The following is a 19,739-nucleotide window of genomic DNA, read 5'->3' as shown; positions in this document are numbered from 1 at the left end:
GTTTTTTGCGTTGAGGGAGAGGTAGCGCCGGGCGTTTGGGCGGCAAATCACATTGTTTGTGCATTTGTGCAGAGGGTCGCTTTCGCCGACCGGTTTCGATGGAGGCCGCGGGTCGCGTGACGCGGTGGTCTGCGGTCGGGTATGGATCGCGCCTCGGCCATGTGGCGGGGCGAGATCATGGTCATCCCGCGAGGTAGGTACGAAACCATGCGACCATACGCTGTTCTGCGAGCGTGGCGGCGGCCTCGTCGTAGCGGGGCGTCGTGTCGTTGTGGAAACCGTGGTTCACACCGGGATAGATGTGGGCTTCGTAAACCTTGTCGTTGGCTTCCATCGCTTTTTGGAAAGGTGGCCACATGGCGTTGATGCGCTGGTCGAGGGCGGCGAGCTGGATCATCAGCGGAGCTTCGATTGCCGACACCTGGTCGGCGTCGGGGAAGGAGCCGTAGAACGGCACGCCAGCGGCCATCTCGGGGTAGGCGGCGGCCAGTCGGCTGACCACGCCACCTCCATAGCAAAAGCCGGTCGCGCCGATCTTGCCATTGGTCCCTTCGAGGGCCTGGAGGTAATCAAAGCCTGCGAAGAAGTCGTTCAAAAGCGCGCCCTGATCGAGCGTGCGTTGCATGTCGCGGCCTTCGTCGTCGGTGCCGGGGTAGCCGCCGAGCGAGGAGAGACCGTCGGGGCCCATGGCGATGAAGCCGGCCTTGGCGAGGCGGCGCACGACGTCGCGGATGTAGGGATTGAGGCCACGGTTTTCGTGGACGACAAGCACGGCGGCTGGCGGGTTGTCGGGGTCGATCTCGAAGGGGCGCACGAGGTAGGCGGTCATCTCGCCAGTGCCGTTCGGGCTTTGGTAGGTGATGTCTTCACCGATGATGTCGGGGTCGTCTTCTTCGACCTGTTGGGCCAGAGCGTAGTTGGGCGAAAGCGTGGACAGGATCACGGCGGCGGTCAGGCCACCGACGGCCCATTTGCCGGCGCGGTCGAGGAACTCGCGCTTGGTGATCTTTCCGTGGGCGTAATAGTCGTAGAGGTCCAGCAGATCCTGGTCGAAGTCGGCGGCGGTCAGGCGTTTGGGTGGGGTGTGTTTGTTCATTTTGCTTTCTCCCTGAGGTGTGAGGGAATGTAGCGCTGCGGGTTGGTGGGGCAAATGCGGGTGAGCGGGTTTACGCAGAGGGTGTGCGTCGGCGCCGGACGTGTGCTTGGCGGGTGTGACGCCTTTTCGCGCCAAGGGAGCTGCTTACGCGCGTTTAACGTTTCTACGCTAAGCAAACGCGATGTTGATCTTGGACTGGATAACCCTGTCGGTCGTTTCGGGTGTTGGATTTCTGGCGATCTCTCTTGTACCGATCGTCCAGCTCTTGCGGATAACCCGATCCCGGCAATTGCGTCGGGCTTGGCTTTGGCTTGCCATCATGGTTGTCGGGTTTATCGTGGGATATCTGTTGCTTGCCGAGCTTTTGCCGCGTGATACAGACGTTGTCTTGATCAACCTCATCTGTGTGATTCTGGTGATGGGCGGCGTGTTCGTGATGTCGGTTGCGGTACTTGCGCTGCGGACTGCTGATGATGTTGCCCGGCTGGTTCATCTTGAGCGGGAAGTCGTCATCGACCCGCTGACAGCTGTTTACAATCGGCGCTATTTTTCCGAGCAGTTCGAGCGCGAATTCGAGCTGGCGCTGCGCACTGGCGTCAGTCTGAGTTTGCTGGTCATCGATCTGGATCATTTCAAGAAGGTTAACGACACGCACGGACATGCGATCGGTGATCGCGTGCTTGCCGTGGTTGCCGCGATCCTGAGCGAACGCGTGCGGTCTTCGGATATTGTCGTTCGCTACGGTGGCGAAGAGTTCGTGATCCTGGCACGCGCGACCTCGCCCGAGGTTGCAGCAAGGCTGGGCGAGCGTGTTCTGAGTGCCGTGCGTGCTATGAAGGTGAGTTGCCCCGGCAACTGCACGCTTTCGATCACGGCAAGTGTCGGTGTTGCATCGCAGGAGCCATACGACACGCGAGAGACGCTTTTTGACCGTGCGGATGCGGCGCTGTTTGAAGCCAAGAGGTCCGGCCGGGACAGGGTCGTTGTCGGCGGAGGCGTTTGTGACGACAGGTCGATGAGGGAACGGCGCGCTTAGCTCCGGTTCTTGGGTTGGCGCGCAGTCTAGACCAGTCGTGACACTTCGATTGCGGCTTTCACGAAGCCTTCGAAGAGCGGATGCGGGGCGAAGGGTTTGGACTTCAGTTCGGGGTGGAACTGGACGCCGATGAACCAGGGGTGGTCCTTCCATTCGACGATTTCGGGCAGGCGGCCGTCAGGGGACATACCGGAGAAACACAGCCCAACTTTTTCGAGTTGCTCGCGGTACTTCGTGTCGACTTCATAGCGGTGGCGGTGGCGTTCTTCGATGGTGGTGGTGCCGTAGACCTGCGCGACTCTCGAGCCTTGGGTGAGGTTTGCGGTATAGGCGCCAAGGCGCATGGTGCCGCCTTTGTCATCGTCGACCTTGCGCCGTGCCACGTGGTTGCCCTGCACCCATTCTTTCAGGTGGTAAACAACGGGTTCGAAACGCTTTTTCCCGGCCTCATGGTCGAATTCCTCGCTTCCTGCGGTGTCCATTCCGGCGACGTTGCGGGCGGCCTCAATCACGGCCATTTGCATACCGAGACAGATACCGAGGTAGGGGATCTTGCGGGTGCGGGCGAATTCGGCGGCTTTTATCTTGCCTTCTGTGCCGCGCTCGCCGAACCCGCCGGGGACGAGGATGGCGTGGAAACCTTCAAGGTAGGGGGCGGGGTCTTCGCGTTCGAATATTTCGGCGTCGATCCATTCGGCTTTTACGCGGGTGCGGTTGGCCATGCCACCGTGCGTGAGGGCTTCGGCGATGGATTTGTAGGCGTCTTCAAGCTGGGTGTATTTTCCGACGATGGCGACTTTGACTTCGCCTTCGGCGTTTTCGAGCCGGTCCTGAACGTCGTGCCAGCGGGCGAGGTTCGGTTTCGGGGCGGGCGCGATCTGGAAGGCGTCGAGGACGGCCTGATCGAGGCCCTGTTCGTGGTAGGCGAGGGGCGCTTCGTAGATCGATTTGAGGTCGGGCGCGGCGATGACGTCTTCTTTGCGCACATTGCAGAAAAGGGCGATTTTTTCGCGCTCTTTTTCGGGGATTTCGACTTCCGAGCGGCAGACGAGGACGTCAGGTTGCAGGCCGATCGAGCGGAGTTCCTTGACGCTGTGCTGGGTCGGCTTGGTCTTCAGCTCACCAGAGGCTGCCATCCATGGCAGCAGCGTGAGGTGCATGAAGATGCATTCGCCGCGGGGTTTGTCCTGAGCGAACTGGCGGATCGCCTCGAAGAAGGGAAGGCCCTCGATATCGCCAACGGTGCCGCCGATTTCGCACAGCATGAAGTCGACCTCGTCTTCGCCGACGTGCAGGAAATCTTTGATCTCGTTGGTGACGTGGGGGATGACCTGAATGGTCTTGCCGAGGTAGTCGCCGCGACGTTCTTTTTCGAGGACGTTGGAATAGATGCGTCCCGAGGAAACCGAGTCTGTGTTGCGCGCCGCGACACCGGTGAAGCGTTCGTAGTGGCCAAGGTCTAGGTCGGTTTCCGCGCCGTCATCGGTGACGAAAACCTCGCCGTGTTCGAAAGGCGACATCGTTCCGGGGTCGACATTGAGGTAGGGGTCGAGTTTCCTCAGGCGGACCGAATAGCCGCGCGCCTGCAAAAGCGCGCCAAGGGCCGCAGAGGCAAGACCTTTTCCAAGTGACGACACGACGCCGCCCGTCACAAATACATACCTTGCCATGTCTAGGGACCTTTCCCGTGAATTCCTGCTCGAAACTGCCCGTTCGGTGGTCCCGAATCCGCAGCATCACGGGATTTGAGGCATAAAGGATTCGCGCGCTCTTGCCAAGGGTCTGACCCCAATATCTGGGGTCAGAAAGTGGCTTTTTCCAAGGTCTAGTGGTTTGTCAGCGTCTTAGTCCGCGCGGGGCAGATCCAGAGCGCCGCCGCTTTCGCCTGTCGATGGCGGCAGGAGTGCGTCACCCGATGGCAGAAGCGGGACTTCCGACACTGAACCGCCGCCTGCGCCGATGCGGTCGAGGACCGAGCCGGAGGCCGAGTTCTGGGCCGCAAAGATCGTCAGGGTGAGAGACGTACAGATAAAGGCAATCGCCAGGAGCCAGGTCACCTTGCCAAGTGCCGTCGCGGCTCCGCGGGCATTGACCATGCCGCCTCCGCCACCGCCGCCGCCCATGCCGAGACCACCGCCTTCGGAACGCTGAAGGAGCACGACGCCGATGAGCGCGAGCGCGAGGATCAGGTGGACAATGAGAACGACGTTTTCCATGGATGGCTTTCGGATGGGGTGTCTTTGGTCGCAGGGTATGTATTCGACAGGGGGAGATCGCGCAAGGGGGCGGGGCGGGATCCATCGGGGCGGTGGGAGTAAGTGTGACGCTTTGTGATGAGCTCGGGTTTTCCGGGGCGTTTTCTGGCGGGCGCAGGTGAGGGTATTCGGGGGCGGGATTTGGATATTTTTGCCAAAAAGAAAGCGGGTTTTGGGGGTGATGTGCGAGGTGTTTTGGTGCGCGGCGGCGTTAGGGTTAATGGCGGTTAGGGTTAACGCGGGGGATAGATGATGACGGGGTGTTCATGCGCTAGGGGTTTGGGCATGCGCCGTGCGATTTGAGCGAAAGGCGTATTTCGCGGGCGGTTGCGGCGTGATCGTGTCGGGCGGCGGTCTCAGGTTGCGGCGGGGATGATGTCTTTTTCGATCAGGGACTGGAGATCGCCGAAGTAGCCTTGGGAGCGTGCCGGGCGGGTGGGGTCCGAGGTTATCGCGATTGTCAGGGCGAGGTCGGGAACGACGGCGATCACCTGGCCTCCGTAGCCGCGGGCCAGCGCGTAGGGATGGGACGCGGCTGAGCCGAGGAACCAGCCGTAGCCGTATCCCAGACCGGACCATTGCGAGCGGGTGACCGGAATGAAGGAGCGGTCGATCCAGTTCTGGCTGACGACGCGTGTGTTGTTCCATGAGCCACCTTGTCGGATCATATCGCCAAAGCGCGCCATGGCGCGCGCGTGTCAGTGCCATTTCATTTCGGCCGAGGTAGAAGCCCTGGGCATCGCGGGTCCAGGCGGGGATGTCTATCCCGAGGGGCTGTCCCAGCCAGCGGCGCGCCAGCGTCAGAAGGCTGTCGCCGGTTGCGCGCGCCAGAAGTGCTCCGAGGATGTGAGTCGTGCCGGTGGAATAGAGCATGGTTGTTCCCGGTGTCGCGACCAGGGGGCGTGCAAGAGCGTTTGCGACCCAGTTCGGGCTGGAGACCCATTCGCCGTAGTTCGCGCCGGATGTGCGTTCGAGGCCCGCGCGCAGGGTCAAAAGGTCGTTGATGGTGATATCGGCTTTGCGAGGGTCAGCGTCGGGCGGCAGGAGGTCGGGGGCGATGTCGGCGATCGTGGCAGTGACGTCCGGGATGGCGCCTTTGTCGATGGCGATGCCGGTCAGGGTGGCGACGATGGTCTTGGACACGGATTTGATGTTGGCGGGGCGATCGAGGACGGGGCCGCGCAGGCGTGCTTCGATCACGGAGGTGCCGTTTTGAAGCACGATCAGACTGTGGAGTTGGTCAAAGGTTTCGGCGCGGGCGAGTGCGGAGGAAAAGGGGTTGGTTTGCGCGAGGGCGGGTGCCCCAAAGGCGGCGCAGGTGGACGCTAGGAAGGTGCGGCGTGTCATAGTCATGGCCCAGATATGGTGCGGTTTGTTGGATTGGGAAGGGTGTGGAGCTGGGGCTCTGCCCCAGACCCCGGGATTTTTTGGAACAGGTGAAGTCGGGTTGAGGGGGTGATTGAGATCAAAGCGCGCGGGCTTGGACTGTGGTTGGATCTAGGTGTCAGTAGAGAAGGGGAGAGGCGATGTTCACGAATATTCTGGTTGCGGTCGATCCGTTGCATGAAGCGGGTCAGGAGCGGGCGCTGGCGACGGCGCGCAAACTGGCGCATGACACTTACGCCGAGATCACGGCCTTGACCGTGCTTGAGCCGGTGCCTGCGCATTTGAGCGAGAGTCTGGCGCATGAGGCCAAGGTGGAGGCGGCGGACAAGGCGGCGAAGGCCTTGCGTCAGCAGATCGGCAAGGGGTCCGAGATACGGGTCATCGTACGCCATGGGCGCGCGGCGCATGAGATTATCCAGTATGCAAAGGAGAACGGGGTCGATTGCATCATTGTCGCGTCGCATCGGCCGGGGTTCAGTGATTACCTGATCGGCTCTACTGCGTCGCGGGTGGTGCGCCATGCGCCTTGTTCAGTGATCGTTCTGCGCTAGGGGTCAGTCGTCGTCGTGGGTGAGTTCGGGCACGTCTGACGCACCTGCCGATCCGCGCCCGGAGAGCGATGGATTTTCCATGAAGAAGCGGTGGCAGTTGAAGGGCGTTTCGCCGGCCGGCGCTTCGGGGCGGTGATAGGTGCCGTCGGGCGCGAGGATCCAGCTTTGCGCGGTGTCGGCCATGTTGGCGGCCATGACCTGGCTGACGATCTGGGCTTTCACCGTCGGGTTTGTCGCCTCGACCAGCGTTTCGACGCGGCGGTTGAGGTTGCGGCCCATCCAGTCGGCGGAGGAAATGTAGACCCGCGCTTTTTTGTGCGGCAGGCCATGTCCCGCGCCGAAGCAGACGATGCGGGAGTGTTCGAGGAACCGGCCGACGATGGATTTGACGCGGATGTTTTCGCTGAGACCTTTGATGCCGGGGCGCAGGCCGCAGATGCCGCGCACGACGAGGTTGATTTCCACGCCGGCCTGACTTGCGATGTAGAGCGCGTCGATGACGTCGGGTTCCACAATCGAGTTCATCTTGGCCCAGATTTCGGCCGGTCTGCCGGCAAGGGCGTGTTCGGCCTCTTCGGCGATGCGTTCGAGCAAGGTATTTTTCAGGCTGATCGGCGAGATCGAGAGGTTTTCCATGCCTTCTGGCTGGGCGTAGCCGGAGAGGTAATTGAAGACCTTGGTGGCATCGCACCCCAGCGAGGTATCGCAGGTAAACAGGCTGAGATCGGTGTAAATCTTGGCGGTGATCGGGTGGTAGTTGCCGGTGCCGAAGTGGGTGTAGGTTACGAGTTCTCCGCCTTCGCGGCGCACGACGGTCGAGATTTTGGCGTGGGTTTTGTAGTTGAGGAAACCATAAACCACATGCGCGCCAGCGCGTTCCAGCGTGCGGGACTGGCGGATGTTGGCGGCTTCGTCAAAGCGGGCCTTGAGTTCGACAAGGGCGGTGACGGATTTGCCTTCCTCGGCGGCTTCGCAGAGCGCGGCGACGATGGGGCTGTTGTAGGAGGTGCGGTAGAGCGTCTGTTTGATCGCCATGACGTTGGGGTCCATCGCCGCCTGTTTGAGGAAGCGGACCACCATGTCGAATGTCTCGTATGGGTGGTGCAGCAGCATGTCTTTCTGGCGGATCGCGGCGAACATGTCGCCGTCGTGGTCCTGCACGCGTTCGGGGACGCGGGGAGTAAAGGACGGCCATAGAAGGTCGGGGCGTTCGTCGAGGACGAGTTCCTTCAGGTCGGACAAGCCGATGAGGCCGCTGAGTTCGACGGTTTCGTCTTCGGTGACTTCCAGTTCGTGAACGATGATCGCGCGCAGGGCCTTGGGTGCATCGGGCGAGATCGTAAGGCGCACGACTTCGCCGCGCTTGCGTCGTTTCAGGGCGACCTCAAATTCGCGCACGAGGTCTTCAGCTTCGTCTTCAACTTCGAGGTCGCTGTCGCGCAGCACGCGGAAGGCGCAACTGCCCGCAACCTTGTAGCCCGGAAACAGGCTGTCGAGGTGCAGCAGCAGGAGTTCTTCAAGCGGCAGGAAGCGGTGGTTGCCGTTGTCTTCTGGCAGGCGGATGAAGCGGTCGACCTGATGGGGGATCGGCAGAAGCGCGCGCAGGGGGCGTTTGTCGGATTTGCGTTCAAGCTGAAGCGCGAGGCTGTAGCCCGCGTTCGGAATGAACGGGAAGGGGTGGGCCGGGTCGATGGCAAGTGGCGACAGGATCGGGAAAACCTGGGTTAGGAAGGTGTGCTCGCATAAGGATTTGTCAGCCTTGTCGAGGTCATCGCGCGCCAGGATTTCGATACCGGCTTCGGCAAGTTCGGATTTCAGGCTGCTCCAGACGGTCTGCTGGCGATTGAGCAGGTTGCGGGCGTCTTCGTTGATGAGGACGAGCTGTTCGGCAGGTGTCAGCCCGTCGGCGGCGGGCGTGGTGTTGCCCGCATGAGCCAGTTCGCGCAGACCGGCGACGCGCACGGTGTAGAATTCATCGAGGTTGGTGGCCGAGATCGACAGGAAGCGCAGGCGTTCCAGAAGCGGGACACGGGTGTTTTCGGCTTCTTCCAGGACGCGCCAGTTGAATGCCAGCCAGGACAGTTCGCGGTTGAAGAAGCGGTTGGTGGACCGGTCGTCGACGCCCTCGACGGTGATCGGGGCGGGGAATTCTGCAGTGAGGAAATCGGTTTTCATTGCCATACCAAGCGGCCTAACGGGTAATTTTGTCTACAGAATGACGTTTATCGCGCGTCTTTGTCCAAATTGTCCAGCACGCGGCGGGCCAGCGGACGGGTAATTGGGCGTTTTTGTGCGAGCGCGGCGGCGTCCAGCGCCGCGACAAGGCGGGTAATTGCGGCGAAAGAGCGGTCGGAGTGGGTGACGAGGTAGGCGATGAGGGTCGGGTCGATCTGAAGCTGGCGGTCGGTGAAAAGCTTGACCAGAACGGCGGACAGGAGGGCCTCGTCTGGGGCGTCGATCTGCACGACATCGGTCGCGGTCATTCGGCTTTTGAGGTCGGGCAGGGTCAGGGTCCAGCGCGCGGGGGGCGTGCGGGCGATGAGCAGAAGCGGCAGTTTTTGCGACGCCATATGGTTGTGGAGGTGGAAAAGGGCTTCTTCTTCGGTCGTCGACAGGGCGGTGCCGGGGACTTCGATGGCCAGCGCCGCCTTAAGGCCTGGAATGTCGAGGTCGGGCAGGGATGCCGTATCGGTGATCTCTGCTTTCTGCTGCTCGGCCCAGACATGGGCGAGGTGGGTCTTGCCTGCGCCTTCGGGGCCGATCAGGGCGAGTTTACCATTTGTCCACGTAGCCGTGTCATCAAGGCGCTGAACGGCCAGCACATTGGCGCCCGATACGAAGAAATCGCCGCGCCCCAGCGCGGTGCGCACTGGCAATTGGAAGGCAAGTTGTTCGGGCATGGGTCAGGGATCGTTTTTGTGTTCGATCCCTTTGTAGAGCAGGGAGGATTTGTATTGTGATATCGCAAAGCGGGTGATGACGCCGATGGAGGCCGCGACCGGCACGGCAACAAGAAGGCCGACAAAGCCGAAAAGCGCCCCGAAGGCGGACAGGGCGAAGATCAGCCAGACCGGGTGCAGGCCGACGGACGACCCGACAAGGCGCGGCGTCAGGATGTTGCCTTCGACGAACTGGCCGGACTGGAAGATCGCCCAGACCAGGACGATCCAGAGCCAGTCTCCCCAGAACTGGAACAGAGCGAGGCCGAGGGCAAGGACGCCGCCGACAAGGGCTCCGACGTAGGGGATGAAGGTGAGCGCACCGGCGACGAAACCGACCACAAGGCCGAAGTTCAGCCCGACCGCCATGAGCGCGACGGCGTAATAGGCGCCGAGAATCAGGCAGACCGTGCCTTGACCGCGAATGAAGCCCGCCATTGTGGCGTCGACTTCGGAGGCAATTTTGCGGATCGTTGGTGCGTGGTCGCGTGGCAGAAGGGCGTCCACCTTGGCGACCATATTGTCCCAGTCATAGAGCATGTAGAATGCGACCACGGGAACGATCACGAAGATCACAAGGGCATTCACCACGCCGGAGAAGGAACTGAGTATGGTGTTCAGAACCTCGCCACCGCGCGATTGAATGGTTTCGGCGATGGACGCCAGCGAGCGGCGGATCGTGGAATTGGCGTCGCCGAGGTCGGGGAAGCGTTCGGTCAGGAAGAGCTGAAGGCGCGAGGCCATGTCCGGTGCGGTTGAGATCAGTTGCGCAGTCTGGCTGACCAGTGTGGGGATGACCAGAAGCGCAAGAATAACGAAGACCAGAAGCGCCGTGATCGTGATGATCGCGGTGGCAACAGCGCGCGAACACCCCAGTGCTTCAATGCGATCCGCGACCGGGTCGAGAAAATAGGCGATGGCCGCTCCCAGCACAAAGGGCAGAATGACATCGCCAAGCACCCACAGCACGACAAAGAAGACCGCTGCGGCGGCACCCCAGTATTTCAATTGTTCCCGGATGGGCAAAGCCATGGTGCATCCTTCAGGTTTGGTTGATGCAGGTGTCGCAACTCATGGCTGGACACGCAAGGGGGTGGTTGCGAGGGGCGCGACGATGGCCTAGACGACAATGGTGCGAAATCGTCCATGAAGGTCTTAAAGCGATGCGTCTGAGCCGTTATTTTCTTCCCGTTCTGAAAGATACGCCCGCCGAGGCGACGATCGTCAGCCACCGGCTGATGCTGCGGGCTGGCATGATCAAGCAAGCGAGCGCGGGCATCTACTCGTGGCTGCCGCTTGGCTACAAGGTTTTGCAGAACATCGAAAAGATCGTACACGAAGAGCAGGTCCGTGCGGGCCACGTGCCGATGCTGATGCCGACAATCCAGTCGGCGGACCTGTGGCGCGAAAGCGGGCGGTATGACGACTACGGTCAGGAAATGCTGCGGATCAAGGATCGCCATGGTCGCGATATGCTGTTCGGTCCGACAAACGAGGAATTGATCACGGATATTTTCCGTTCTTCCGTGAGCAGTTACAAGGACTTGCCGCTGACGCTCTATCACATCCAGTGGAAGTTCCGCGACGAGGTGCGGCCCCGGTTCGGTGTGATGCGCGGGCGCGAATTCCTGATGAAGGACGGGTATAACTTCGACCTGACCAAGGAAGACGCGTTGCATTCCTATAACCGTCATCTGGTGTCCTATCTTCGGACCTACGAGCGGATGGGATTGCAGGCGATCCCGATGCGCGCGGACGGCGGGCCGATCGGCGGCGATTATACGCACGAGTTTCTGGTACTGGCCGACACGGGCGAGTCGGAGGTGTTTTATGACAGCGCGATCACCGATTTGTCCTTCGGCGACCGCGCGCTTGACTATGACGACCACGCCGCCTGTCAGGCCGTGTTGGAGGAGTTTACCTCGCGGTATGCCCGGACGGATGAAACGCATGACGAGGCTGCGTTTGCGGATGTGCCCGAAGATCGTCGGCGCTCGGCGCGGGGGATCGAAGTGGGGCAAATCTTCTACTTCGGCACCAAGTATTCCGAGGCGATGGGCGCGACGGTGCAAGGGCCGGATGGCAAGCCCGTGCCTGTTCACATGGGTAGCCACGGGATCGGCGTGAGCCGTTTGCTGGGCGCGATTATCGAGGCGTCTCACGACGATAACGGGATAATCTGGCCCGAGGGCGTGACGCCCTTTCATTGTGGAATCGTGAATTTGCGGCAAGGCGACGAAGCGACGGACAAGGCGTCCGAGGCTTTATACAAGTCGCTGGTCGCGCATGGGATGGAGCCTTTGTATGACGACCGCGACGAGCGGGCCGGTGCGAAATTCGCGACGATGGATCTGATTGGTCTGCCGTGGCGGATCACCGTTGGCCCGCGCGGTTTGAAGAACGGCGTGGTTGAACTGACGAACCGTCGCACAGGTGTCAGCGAGGAAATGGCACCCGAGCAGGCGGTTGAAAAGGTTGCAGAAATCTATGCGCCGCACCACGAAACCGTGCGCGCAGCGATGGTACAGCCGATGGATAAGCGCTCGTTTCACACCTGGATTTGAGGTCGATATGGCAAACCAACCTTTCACCGGCGCGGGCACCGGGGCACCGGACTGGTCGATGATTCCGGCCCCGGAAGATGACGGTGCGGCAAACCATTTGACCGGTATGACGATGCCGGACGTCGTATTGCCCGCGACATCGGGTGACGCGGTGTCTCTGGCTGATGTGGCCGGCTGCGTCGTGGTTTACATTTACCCGATGACTGGTCGGCCGAACGTGGCTTTGCCCGATGGATGGGACGACATTCCGGGAGCGCGTGGGTGCACGCCTCAATCCTGTTCGTTCCGCGACCATTTCGCAGAATTGCAGGCACTGGGCGTGGATCAGGTATTTGGCTTGTCGACGCAGGACACCGAGTATCAGCGCGAGGTTGCAGCGCGTCTGCATTTGCCGTTCCCGGTGTTGTCGGATGCTGACGGGGCGCTGACAAAGGCGCTGAACCTGCCGGTGATGGAGGTGGAAGGCCGCGTGCTTTTGAAGCGGATGGCCTGGGTGATCGAGGGTGGCGTCATCGTCAAAACGTTTTATCCCGTGTTTCCGCCAGACCGGAACGCGGATGACGTGTTGGCCTGGTTGCGGGCGCGATAAAGCTCTGTTTGCGACATTTTTTGCGGCGCGATTATGACAGATTGCGCGGCCCGGATGGGTAGCCTTTTCTCAGCAAGGGAGAGGTTTCCTATGGGAGAGCAATGGCGGATCGTCCTGGTCAGTCGCACGATTGGTGCGGATCGTGGGCGCGCGGCGCGTGGGCGGCCAGCGGGGTGACAGCCGACTGAATTGCCCCTTCCATTCGCATAGGACTTCCAAATGACCCTCACTCAATCCCGTCGATCTGGTGGCCGCGCTGCGCGCCATGCGTTGCGCTCGGCGCCTTTGGCCGAAAACGTGCGCCCCGTGCGCGGAGGCATGACCGGTGGCACGCTGAAAGCCCTCAGCGACGACGAAGTGCTGCGCATTCACAAGGCGGCGTTAACGGTTCTTGACGAGATCGGACTGGCGGATGCGCCGCCTTCCGGAATTGAGATCATGGTGAATGCAGGTGCGCGTCTGGGCGATGACGGGCGGCTTCGGTTTTCGCCTGCCCTTGTCGAGGACATGCTTGGCAAGGCGGCACGCAACATCACCTTGTACGGTCGCGAACCCGCGCACGATCTGAACCTTTCGGAAAATCGCGTGCATTACGGCACCGCTGGTGCTGCGGTGAATATGGTCGACGCCGAGGGGCGAAATTATCGCCACAGTACGTTGCAGGATCTCTATGACGCGGCGCGGATTGCGGATCGACTGGACAATATACATTTCCTGCAACGCCCCATGGTTGCCCGCGATCTGCCGGACAATCTGGAACTTGATCTAAACACGCTTTACGCCTGTGGCACGGGGACGACGAAACACATCGGCACATCCATCACCGAACCTGCCAACGCGCAGGCCTGTCTGGACCTCGCCTATGCGATGGCCGGCGGTGAGGACGCGTTCCGTGCACGGCCCTTTGTCAGCAATTCCAATTGCTTCGTGGTGCCGCCGCTGAAGTTCGCGACCGAAAGTTGCCAGGTCATGGAGGCCTGTATCCGGGGCGGGATGCCGGTCCTGTTACTGAGTGCGGGCATGGCGGGGGCGACCGCGCCTGCGACGCTGGCAGGCGCGGTCGTTCAGGCGGTGGCGGAATGTCTGGCGGGCATCGTCTATGTCAATGCGATCCAGCCAGGACACCCGGCGATTTTCGGTACTTGGCCGTTTGTCGTCGACCTGCGCACGGGGGCCATGTCGATCGGGTCGGGCGAGCAAGCTTTGCTGACGGCCGGGTGCGCGCAGATGCATCAGTTTTATGGGCTTCCGGGCGGGGCTGCCGCGGGGGCTTCGGACTCGAAACTGCCGGATATGCAGGCGGGTTGGGAGCAAATGTGCTCGAACGTCATGGCCGGACTTTCCGGGCTGAACATGGTTTACGAGGCGGCGGGAATGCATGCGTCCCTGTTGGGCTTTTGTCACGAGTCTCTGATCCTTGGAGACGACATCATCGGGCAGGCGTTAAGGTGCCTTAAGGGTATCGAGGTGACGGACGAGACGCTGGCGATTGAAGCGATGCGGGAGGTCTGCATGGGTGGGCCGGGGCATTATCTGGGGGTTGGCGAGACTCTGGCGCGAATGGAAACGGACTATGTCTATCCATTTCACGGCGACCGGACGAGCCCGAAGGAATGGGAAGAGAATGACAAGCCGGATTTGATTGCAGGCGCGCGTGCCCGTAAGGAGGCGATCTTGGCGATGCCTTGCCGGGCGGCGCTCAATCCGGCTCTGGATCGTGAAATCAGGGCGCGCTTCCCGATCAAATTATAGGGGGCGCTGCCCCCGTCGCCTTTGGCGACTCCCCCGGGATATTTTTGCCAAGAAGATGGGCATGAATTGGAAGTGAGTTGACCGCGCGCTCCGTGCCTTGCATGACAGGGCAAAACATCGGAGCAGTCATGGCCACGCCCGCGCCTTTTTCACGATACGAATTCCTGATCGCATGGCGCTATTTGCGCGCCAAACGCGCCGAAGGCGGGGTCAGTGTGATGACCTGGATTTCGCTGATCGGGATCATGCTGGCGGTGGCGGCCTTGATCATCACGCTGGCGGTTCGCGCCGGATTTCGCGATGAGTTCGTCTCGACCATCCTTGGGGCCAATGCGCATGTAACTGTTTATAATCAGGGGGTTCGCTCGGAGAGCGGGCAGGTGAGCCGCGTTATTGCGGACTATGTTGAGGTGGCCGACCGACTGGCCGCAGTCGAGGGTGTCACGCGGGTGGCGCCTTTGGTGAAGGGTCAGGTCATGGCCGTTTTTCGCGATCAGAACACGGGGCTGGAGGTCTTTGGAATCGCGCCTGAGGATCTGGCGGACATTCCGCGCATAGCCGATCCCGAGACCGGTGTGGGCGATTTGAGCGCATTTCCGGGTGGTATCGCGCTTGGGCGTGAGGCGGCGCGGTCGTTGGGTGTGACGATCGGCGATGTCGTGCGGTTTATTTCGCCCAACGGGGTGCGGACGGCGTTTGGAACAAGTCCCCGCATTGGGGAATATGAGGTCGCTTACATATTCAATTCAGGACGTTACGACATTGACCGCACGCGTGTGTTCATGCCGTTTTCCGAAGCCCAGGTCTATTTCAACCGCGAAGGTGTGGCGGATGAACTGGAAGTGAGCGTGGTTGACCCCGAGCGGGTCGAGACGCTGGCGGCACCGTTGCGCGAGGCGGGTGGCGAGCGTGCGCTCTTGTGGACGTGGAAGGATTCGGCCGGGGGCTTTTTGCGTGCTTTGGAGGTTGAGGACACTGTGATGTTCGTCCTGATGTCGGTGCTGGTTCTGATCGCTTCCATGAACATTATCAGTGGTCTGGTCATGTTGGTGAAAAACAAGGGCCGCGATATCGGGATTTTACGGACCATGGGGCTGACCGAGGGCGCGATTTTGCGGGTGTTCTTTTTGACGGGGGCTTTGGTCGGCACGATCGGAACGATTTTGGGCGTCGTGATCGGCTGTCTGTTTGCGGTCTACTTCGACGCCATCCTTGCATTTGTTAACGGGGCAGCCGGAGGTGGTGTCTGGGACGGTGCGGTGCGAGGGATTTACCGGCTGCCAGCGAAACTGGAGTTTGGAGATGTGCTGTCAGCCGTTGGTTTGTCGCTGTTCCTGTCATGGGGGATCACGCTTATTCCGGCGCGGCGGGCGGCGCGGATGAACCCGGTGGAGGCGCTTCGGTATGAGTGAGGCTCTGGCACTTGAAGGTATTGAAAAGACTTATAATCCGGGGCGCGCGAATGCTTTGACGGTGCTGTCGGGCGCGTCGTTCGAACTGGCCGCGGGCGAGGTCGTGGCTTTGGTTGCGCCGTCCGGAGCGGGCAAATCGACGTTGCTGCATATTGCCGGATTGCTCGATTCATCGGACGCGGGAAGCGTCCGCATTGGCGGTGTGGATTATACCGGTTTGTCGGATGCACGGCGCACGGCCGCGCGGCGCGAAGAGGTGGGGTTCATTTACCAGTTTCATCATTTGCTGCCGGAATTTTCCGCCGTCGAGAATGTTATTTTGCCTCAGTTGGCGAATGCAGTTCCGGGGGCGGAGGCGCGTGCGCATGCGATGGCTTTGATGGAGCGCGTCGGCGTGGCCGGGCGGGCGAACAACCGGCCTGCGGCCCTGTCGGGGGGCGAGCAGCAGCGGGTGGCGTTTTGCCGTGCTTTGGCGAACAAGCCGCGGGTTCTGCTGGCCGATGAGCCAACGGGAAACCTTGATCCGGGGACGTCGGATACGGTGTTTTCCGCGCTGATGGAGCTGGTGCGTGAGACAGGTTTAAGTGCTTTGATTGCCACGCATAATCCGGCTTTGGCGGCGCGGATGGACCGGACCTTGCGGCTTGAGGCCGGGGTTCTGGTTTCGGACTGAGCGACTGGAGCGACCTCACGGCGGGGCGGGGCTCTTCGTTGCTAAAAAAGGCGGCGTTCAGAGTGGCTGAAAGCGGCTTAGGTGCCGTGTCAGTGCGACCGCTAGGTGCGTTCTGATTTCGTTCATATCATTTGAGTTGCATCAAAGCGGGGTCGGGTCGGTCTGCCTAGACTTGTGGGCAGGAGGATTGCCTATGAGAGTTCTTACTTTGATGGTGATGGTGCTGGCCGGCACCGCGTCCGCGCAGGACGCTGGCCGTGGGCGGGACGTGTTCGTCACGCATTGTGCGACCTGCCACGGAACAAGCGCGCGTGGAAATGGACCCATGGCGGATGTCTTGTCGGTGGCCCCGTCGGATCTGACCGTTTTGGCGGCGACCAACGGGGGAGTGTTTCCGACGGCCCGTGTGGTGCAGCGCGTGGATGGCAGCAGACTTGTTCTGCCGCACGGCAATCCGATGCCCTGGTGGGGCGTGATCCTTGACGGGCCGTCGTCCGTGATCGTCGCGCCGGACGGGTCCGAGGTTGTCGCTTCGGAAGCGATTGTAGATGTCGCGGCGTGGCTTGAGGAGGTGCAGCGATGAAAACGTTTGGTGTCATGGCAGCCTGTTGTCTTGGAAGTGCGGCGTGGGCTATGGACCCCGACCCGAACGCTGGCGAGTGGTATTTCGCTCGGTATTGCGGGGCGTGTCACGGGGAGAACGCAAAGGGCGACGGGCCGTTGCAGGAGATACTGACGGTCGAGGCCCCTGACCTGACGCAGCTTTCGGCGGGCAATGGAGGCGTGTTTCCGATTGCGCGGGTTGTGGGACAGATCGACGGGCGCGATCCGATGCTGGCGCACGGGGGCGAGATGCCGCTGTTTGGTGAATTGTTCTCGTTTGAGGATGCGTCGATCAAGGCCGAGACGGGCCAGCCGATCATAACGGCGCAGCCGATTGCTGACCTGACCGCATGGCTGGAGAGCATTCAGGAGTGAGGCGCGGGCGGCAATTGCTACCTTCCCGCGCCCGTGCCGGGCAGATTATTTGACTTTTTTACCCGCAATCTTGGTGTCGGATTTACCGGCGTTGGAATTGGCGGTCGCAAGGACTTTAACCTTTTCCTTCTTCGGTTTCTTGATCTCTTTATTGCCGCGGTTCTTTTCTTTGGACATTTTGGAAGTCTCCTGAGCGTGGCCGCTTCGGCGGGATGCCGGGCGGGTCTTGGCTTTCAGAAGATCAGGGTTGCCTGGATTGGTTTCAGGGCGATGATCCCTTGGGCAGCAGGGTTTTGGCCCTGCCACGTCGAGATCTAAGCTTGTGTTGGAGGCTGCGCAAGTGGCGCGACCTTCAATCTTTAGCCCCTGAGTTTGTGGTGCAGGATGATCGGCACGGCGAGGTCTTCTTCGTCGCCCAGATGGCGGGTGAGGAGCGTCTCGATTTGCGCAGCACCTTGGTGGACCATGGCGGCCTCTTCGCGGGCGGCGGCCTCGTCCAGTTGCACCAGTTTGATCATGCGGTTGGCCTGACGGGTGAAGGTATCGAGGATACCGTCAAGCGCCGCGTGGTCTTGTTCCAGCACCTCTAGTCCCGCCTCGAAGCGTGGGTCCGCGGCGGCGAGTTCGGGGAAATAGCTGCGGTCCTCCCAGTGGTGGTGGCCGTGCAGGTTGGCGACGAGGAGGTTGCCGAAGTGGCCGAGCCGCGCGGCATAGCCGGCCGCGTCGTGGTTCTTGTCGAGGTAGGTCTCAACGTCGCTGCGCACGAGGGCGGAGAGGCGGCGGAACATGGCATGCGCGCCGAGCCACTGTTCCGTGGCGCGTTTGAAGTTCGGGTGCTCGGACCAGTCGTCACGGGGGTAGTCGGCCAGAAGAACGCGCATGTCCTCGGGAAGCGGGGCGGTGCGGATGGCGGTGGTGGTGGTCATGGGGTCCTCCTTTTGTGAGCGTTTGTGGAAGACGCTTAGGTGGGGAGGGGGTGTGGTGGTGTTAAGGGGCTGAGGTGCACAGGAGCTGTGCGGTTTGGGAGTCGCGCTTGCTTTTGGGGCGGGGCTGCCGCAGGCTTCTCAGGGCGATCCCGCCTTTCCCAATTGGAGATTTCCCCATGATTGACGTCCGCCTGACGGCCGTGCTGCTTGCCGTGTCCTCGCCCGTGTTTGCCGAAACCGTGCAGACCGAACGGGTGAGTTACGGGATGGCCAGCAACTTTTTCGATCCGCTTTCAAATAACCTGATCGCCTATAAGACCGAGACGAAATACGACGAATTTGAACAAGGCGAGGACGACCGGCTGAAGCTCGCGGCGATGCATTGTTTTGGCAGTTTCGTAATTGTGCGAGGCATCACGTCGGGCGGCGGGAACTGCACTCTGACGGATGTGAACGGCGACCGGGTGCTACAGGCGTGGCGGATCGACCATGTGACGCTTGGGAAGGGCTATGGGACGTGGAGCTTTATCGGTGGGACGGGCGCGCACGAGGGGATCACGGGGCGGGGGTATTTCCTGAACGAGGAGACGGCGCGGTCGGGGATTGTGAAGATCACGACGACGGGGACGGTGACCTGGCCGGAGTGAGGGGTGTCTCCTGAGCGTTACCGCATCGGCGGGATGCCGGGCGGGTCTTTGCTGTCAGAAAATCAGGGCTGCCTGAGAGGGGTTCAGGGCGATGATCCCTTTGGCAGCAGGCGGGTTGGCCTGCTTGGGGGGAGTGGTGCAAGTGGTGGGGGGGTGGTGGGGGCCGTGGCCGTGGCCGTGGCCGAGTGCGCGGGTCGGGTACGATCCAAAGGCAGGGCGTCCGGGGTTAGATTTCATCGTTTAAGGTAGTGGCAAATCGAAATCTATTTGTGAGTTCCCATCGTGTGTGGAACCTCAAGTTTTCTTCGCGTCCGAGAGTTGATTGGTTACCCCAAAAGTTAGGGCGACAAATTCGTTCCCTCAAATTAGTGTTGCTTTCCGGACCAAGTCGTAAAGCGAACAGCTTCAGCGCGGCGCCTGCGACTTCCGGCCTAAACAAGGCGATAAGCGACACTAAAATCGTAAGAGCATAGCGGATTGAGAAATCAACGCCAGATCCTAACATTGCGTTACAAATGGTAATGCGGTGCAGTCGCGCAAGCTTCTTCTGGTCCTCTTCATAATGGTGAACATCCCAAGGATCAGCCGCGTCACGCCAATCTTCGTTGGGATCACCTCCATATCGATTTTCCATATGCTCTTCGATTTTGGCTATTTCTTTTAAGGAGCTTTCTTCCCAAGTCTTATATGCTCTGCCGGCTTGAGTTTCGTACCTTTTCAGTAGGAGAATGGAGGCGTGCGCTAGGAATATTAGTAGGAGCATCACTATCACGAACCTGCCAGCGGCGATAAGATCATGCTGTGATACAGAAATCCTTAAGCCTAGGACAGATAGCTCGTCTGATAGAAAGCTCGCGTTCGCAACCAGCAGCGTATATGCGGAGGACATCCACAACGACCTACGAGTTTTTTCCAAATCAAGGTGATCCGAGGCT

The 19,739-nt window shown here is 60.8% G+C and carries 21 protein-coding genes; 11 read left to right on the top strand and 10 right to left on the bottom strand.

What is annotated here, in order from left to right; all coding sequences use genetic code 11:
• Positions 1-181: 181 nt before the first annotated feature.
• Positions 182-1,096, bottom strand: a complete 915-nt coding sequence (gene yghX / locus BOA8489_RS03500; protein WP_093972607.1) for a YghX family hydrolase — start codon at positions 1,094-1,096, stop codon at positions 182-184.
• A gap of 181 nt (positions 1,097-1,277) precedes the next feature.
• Between yghX and BOA8489_RS03495 the strand changes: the two genes are divergently transcribed.
• Positions 1,278-2,132, top strand: a complete 855-nt coding sequence (locus BOA8489_RS03495; protein WP_093972606.1) for a GGDEF domain-containing protein — start codon at positions 1,278-1,280, stop codon at positions 2,130-2,132.
• A 26-nt stretch (positions 2,133-2,158) separates the two neighbouring features.
• Here BOA8489_RS03495 and pyrG read toward each other — a convergent pair whose 3' ends face one another.
• On the bottom strand, positions 2,159-3,802 hold the full coding sequence (gene pyrG / locus BOA8489_RS03490) for a CTP synthase (RefSeq protein ID WP_093972605.1): 1,644 nt from the start codon (positions 3,800-3,802) through the stop codon (positions 2,159-2,161).
• Positions 3,803-3,976: 174 nt separating this feature from the next.
• Complete coding sequence (gene secG, locus BOA8489_RS03485; RefSeq protein WP_093972604.1) at positions 3,977-4,348, bottom strand: preprotein translocase subunit SecG; 372 nt, start codon at positions 4,346-4,348, stop codon at positions 3,977-3,979.
• 117 nt (positions 4,349-4,465) lie between these two features.
• On the opposite strand from secG, the gene BOA8489_RS20355 reads away from it, so the two are divergent.
• Entirely contained in the window at positions 4,466-4,618 is a 153-nt protein-coding gene (locus tag BOA8489_RS20355; RefSeq protein ID WP_176440197.1) for a hypothetical protein, read from the top strand.
• 33 nt (positions 4,619-4,651) lie between these two features.
• Here the strand turns inward: BOA8489_RS20355 and BOA8489_RS03480 are convergent, their stop codons facing one another.
• Positions 4,652-5,734, bottom strand: a complete 1,083-nt coding sequence (locus BOA8489_RS03480) for a serine hydrolase domain-containing protein (protein ID WP_306345743.1) — start codon at positions 5,732-5,734, stop codon at positions 4,652-4,654.
• A gap of 179 nt (positions 5,735-5,913) precedes the next feature.
• Between BOA8489_RS03480 and BOA8489_RS03475 the strand changes: the two genes are divergently transcribed.
• On the top strand, positions 5,914-6,324 hold the full coding sequence (locus BOA8489_RS03475; protein ID WP_093972603.1) for a universal stress protein: 411 nt from the start codon (positions 5,914-5,916) through the stop codon (positions 6,322-6,324).
• A 3-nt stretch (positions 6,325-6,327) separates the two neighbouring features.
• Here the strand turns inward: BOA8489_RS03475 and BOA8489_RS03470 are convergent, their stop codons facing one another.
• The 3 genes from BOA8489_RS03470 to BOA8489_RS03460 are packed head-to-tail and all read right to left on the bottom strand — an operon-like array spanning position 6,328 to position 10,295.
• Complete coding sequence (locus BOA8489_RS03470) at positions 6,328-8,499, bottom strand: RNA degradosome polyphosphate kinase (RefSeq protein ID WP_093973024.1); 2,172 nt, start codon at positions 8,497-8,499, stop codon at positions 6,328-6,330.
• 47 nt (positions 8,500-8,546) lie between these two features.
• A complete protein-coding gene (locus BOA8489_RS03465; protein WP_093972602.1) occupies positions 8,547-9,224 on the bottom strand; it encodes an HdaA/DnaA family protein in 678 nt (225 codons plus the stop codon).
• 3 nt (positions 9,225-9,227) lie between these two features.
• Positions 9,228-10,295 carry an AI-2E family transporter gene (locus BOA8489_RS03460; RefSeq protein WP_093972601.1) on the bottom strand — a complete coding sequence of 356 codons (1,068 nt, stop codon included), beginning with the start codon at positions 10,293-10,295 and terminating at the stop codon, positions 9,228-9,230.
• 131 nt (positions 10,296-10,426) lie between these two features.
• Here BOA8489_RS03460 and proS point away from each other — a divergent pair, with 131 nt between their 5' ends.
• The 7 genes from proS (at position 10,427) to BOA8489_RS03425 (ending at position 17,231) form a co-directional block, all read left to right on the top strand.
• Positions 10,427-11,827, top strand: a complete 1,401-nt coding sequence (gene proS, locus BOA8489_RS03455; protein ID WP_093972600.1) for a proline--tRNA ligase — start codon at positions 10,427-10,429, stop codon at positions 11,825-11,827.
• A gap of 7 nt (positions 11,828-11,834) precedes the next feature.
• Positions 11,835-12,416 carry a peroxiredoxin gene (locus BOA8489_RS03450; protein WP_093972599.1) on the top strand — a complete coding sequence of 194 codons (582 nt, stop codon included), beginning with the start codon at positions 11,835-11,837 and terminating at the stop codon, positions 12,414-12,416.
• Between the two features lie 219 nt (positions 12,417-12,635).
• Positions 12,636-14,168: a trimethylamine methyltransferase family protein gene (locus BOA8489_RS03445; protein ID WP_093972598.1), complete on the top strand. Its 1,533-nt coding sequence runs from the start codon at positions 12,636-12,638 to the stop codon at positions 14,166-14,168.
• 128 nt (positions 14,169-14,296) lie between these two features.
• Complete coding sequence (locus BOA8489_RS03440; protein ID WP_093972597.1) at positions 14,297-15,580, top strand: ABC transporter permease; 1,284 nt, start codon at positions 14,297-14,299, stop codon at positions 15,578-15,580.
• A complete protein-coding gene (locus tag BOA8489_RS03435) occupies positions 15,573-16,253 on the top strand; it encodes an ABC transporter ATP-binding protein (protein ID WP_093972596.1) in 681 nt (226 codons plus the stop codon). Before BOA8489_RS03440 ends, BOA8489_RS03435 begins: the two co-directional genes overlap by 8 nt.
• Before the next feature lie 193 nt (positions 16,254-16,446).
• Complete coding sequence (locus BOA8489_RS03430; protein WP_093972595.1) at positions 16,447-16,836, top strand: c-type cytochrome; 390 nt, start codon at positions 16,447-16,449, stop codon at positions 16,834-16,836.
• Positions 16,833-17,231, top strand: a complete 399-nt coding sequence (locus tag BOA8489_RS03425) for a c-type cytochrome (RefSeq protein ID WP_093972594.1) — start codon at positions 16,833-16,835, stop codon at positions 17,229-17,231. Before BOA8489_RS03430 ends, BOA8489_RS03425 begins: the two co-directional genes overlap by 4 nt.
• A gap of 45 nt (positions 17,232-17,276) precedes the next feature.
• Here the strand turns inward: BOA8489_RS03425 and BOA8489_RS20905 are convergent, their stop codons facing one another.
• The gene (locus BOA8489_RS20905; RefSeq protein WP_093972593.1) at positions 17,277-17,408 is read right to left on the bottom strand and encodes a hypothetical protein; all 132 of its coding nucleotides are present in this window, start codon (positions 17,406-17,408) and stop codon (positions 17,277-17,279) included.
• A gap of 182 nt (positions 17,409-17,590) precedes the next feature.
• Positions 17,591-18,157 carry a hemerythrin domain-containing protein gene (locus BOA8489_RS03415; protein WP_245813650.1) on the bottom strand — a complete coding sequence of 189 codons (567 nt, stop codon included), beginning with the start codon at positions 18,155-18,157 and terminating at the stop codon, positions 17,591-17,593.
• A gap of 176 nt (positions 18,158-18,333) precedes the next feature.
• On the opposite strand from BOA8489_RS03415, the gene BOA8489_RS03410 reads away from it, so the two are divergent.
• On the top strand, positions 18,334-18,804 hold the full coding sequence (locus tag BOA8489_RS03410) for a hypothetical protein (protein WP_093972592.1): 471 nt from the start codon (positions 18,334-18,336) through the stop codon (positions 18,802-18,804).
• 226 nt (positions 18,805-19,030) lie between these two features.
• Here BOA8489_RS03410 and BOA8489_RS03405 read toward each other — a convergent pair whose 3' ends face one another.
• Positions 19,031-19,693 carry a hypothetical protein gene (locus BOA8489_RS03405; RefSeq protein ID WP_093972591.1) on the bottom strand — a complete coding sequence of 221 codons (663 nt, stop codon included), beginning with the start codon at positions 19,691-19,693 and terminating at the stop codon, positions 19,031-19,033.
• Positions 19,694-19,739 lie beyond the last annotated feature (46 nt).

Origin of the sequence: Boseongicola aestuarii, from assembly GCF_900184815.1 — a bacterium.
Lineage (GTDB): Bacteria > Pseudomonadota > Alphaproteobacteria > Rhodobacterales > Rhodobacteraceae > Boseongicola > Boseongicola aestuarii.
This window is presented reverse-complemented; position numbering and strand designations above follow the sequence as displayed.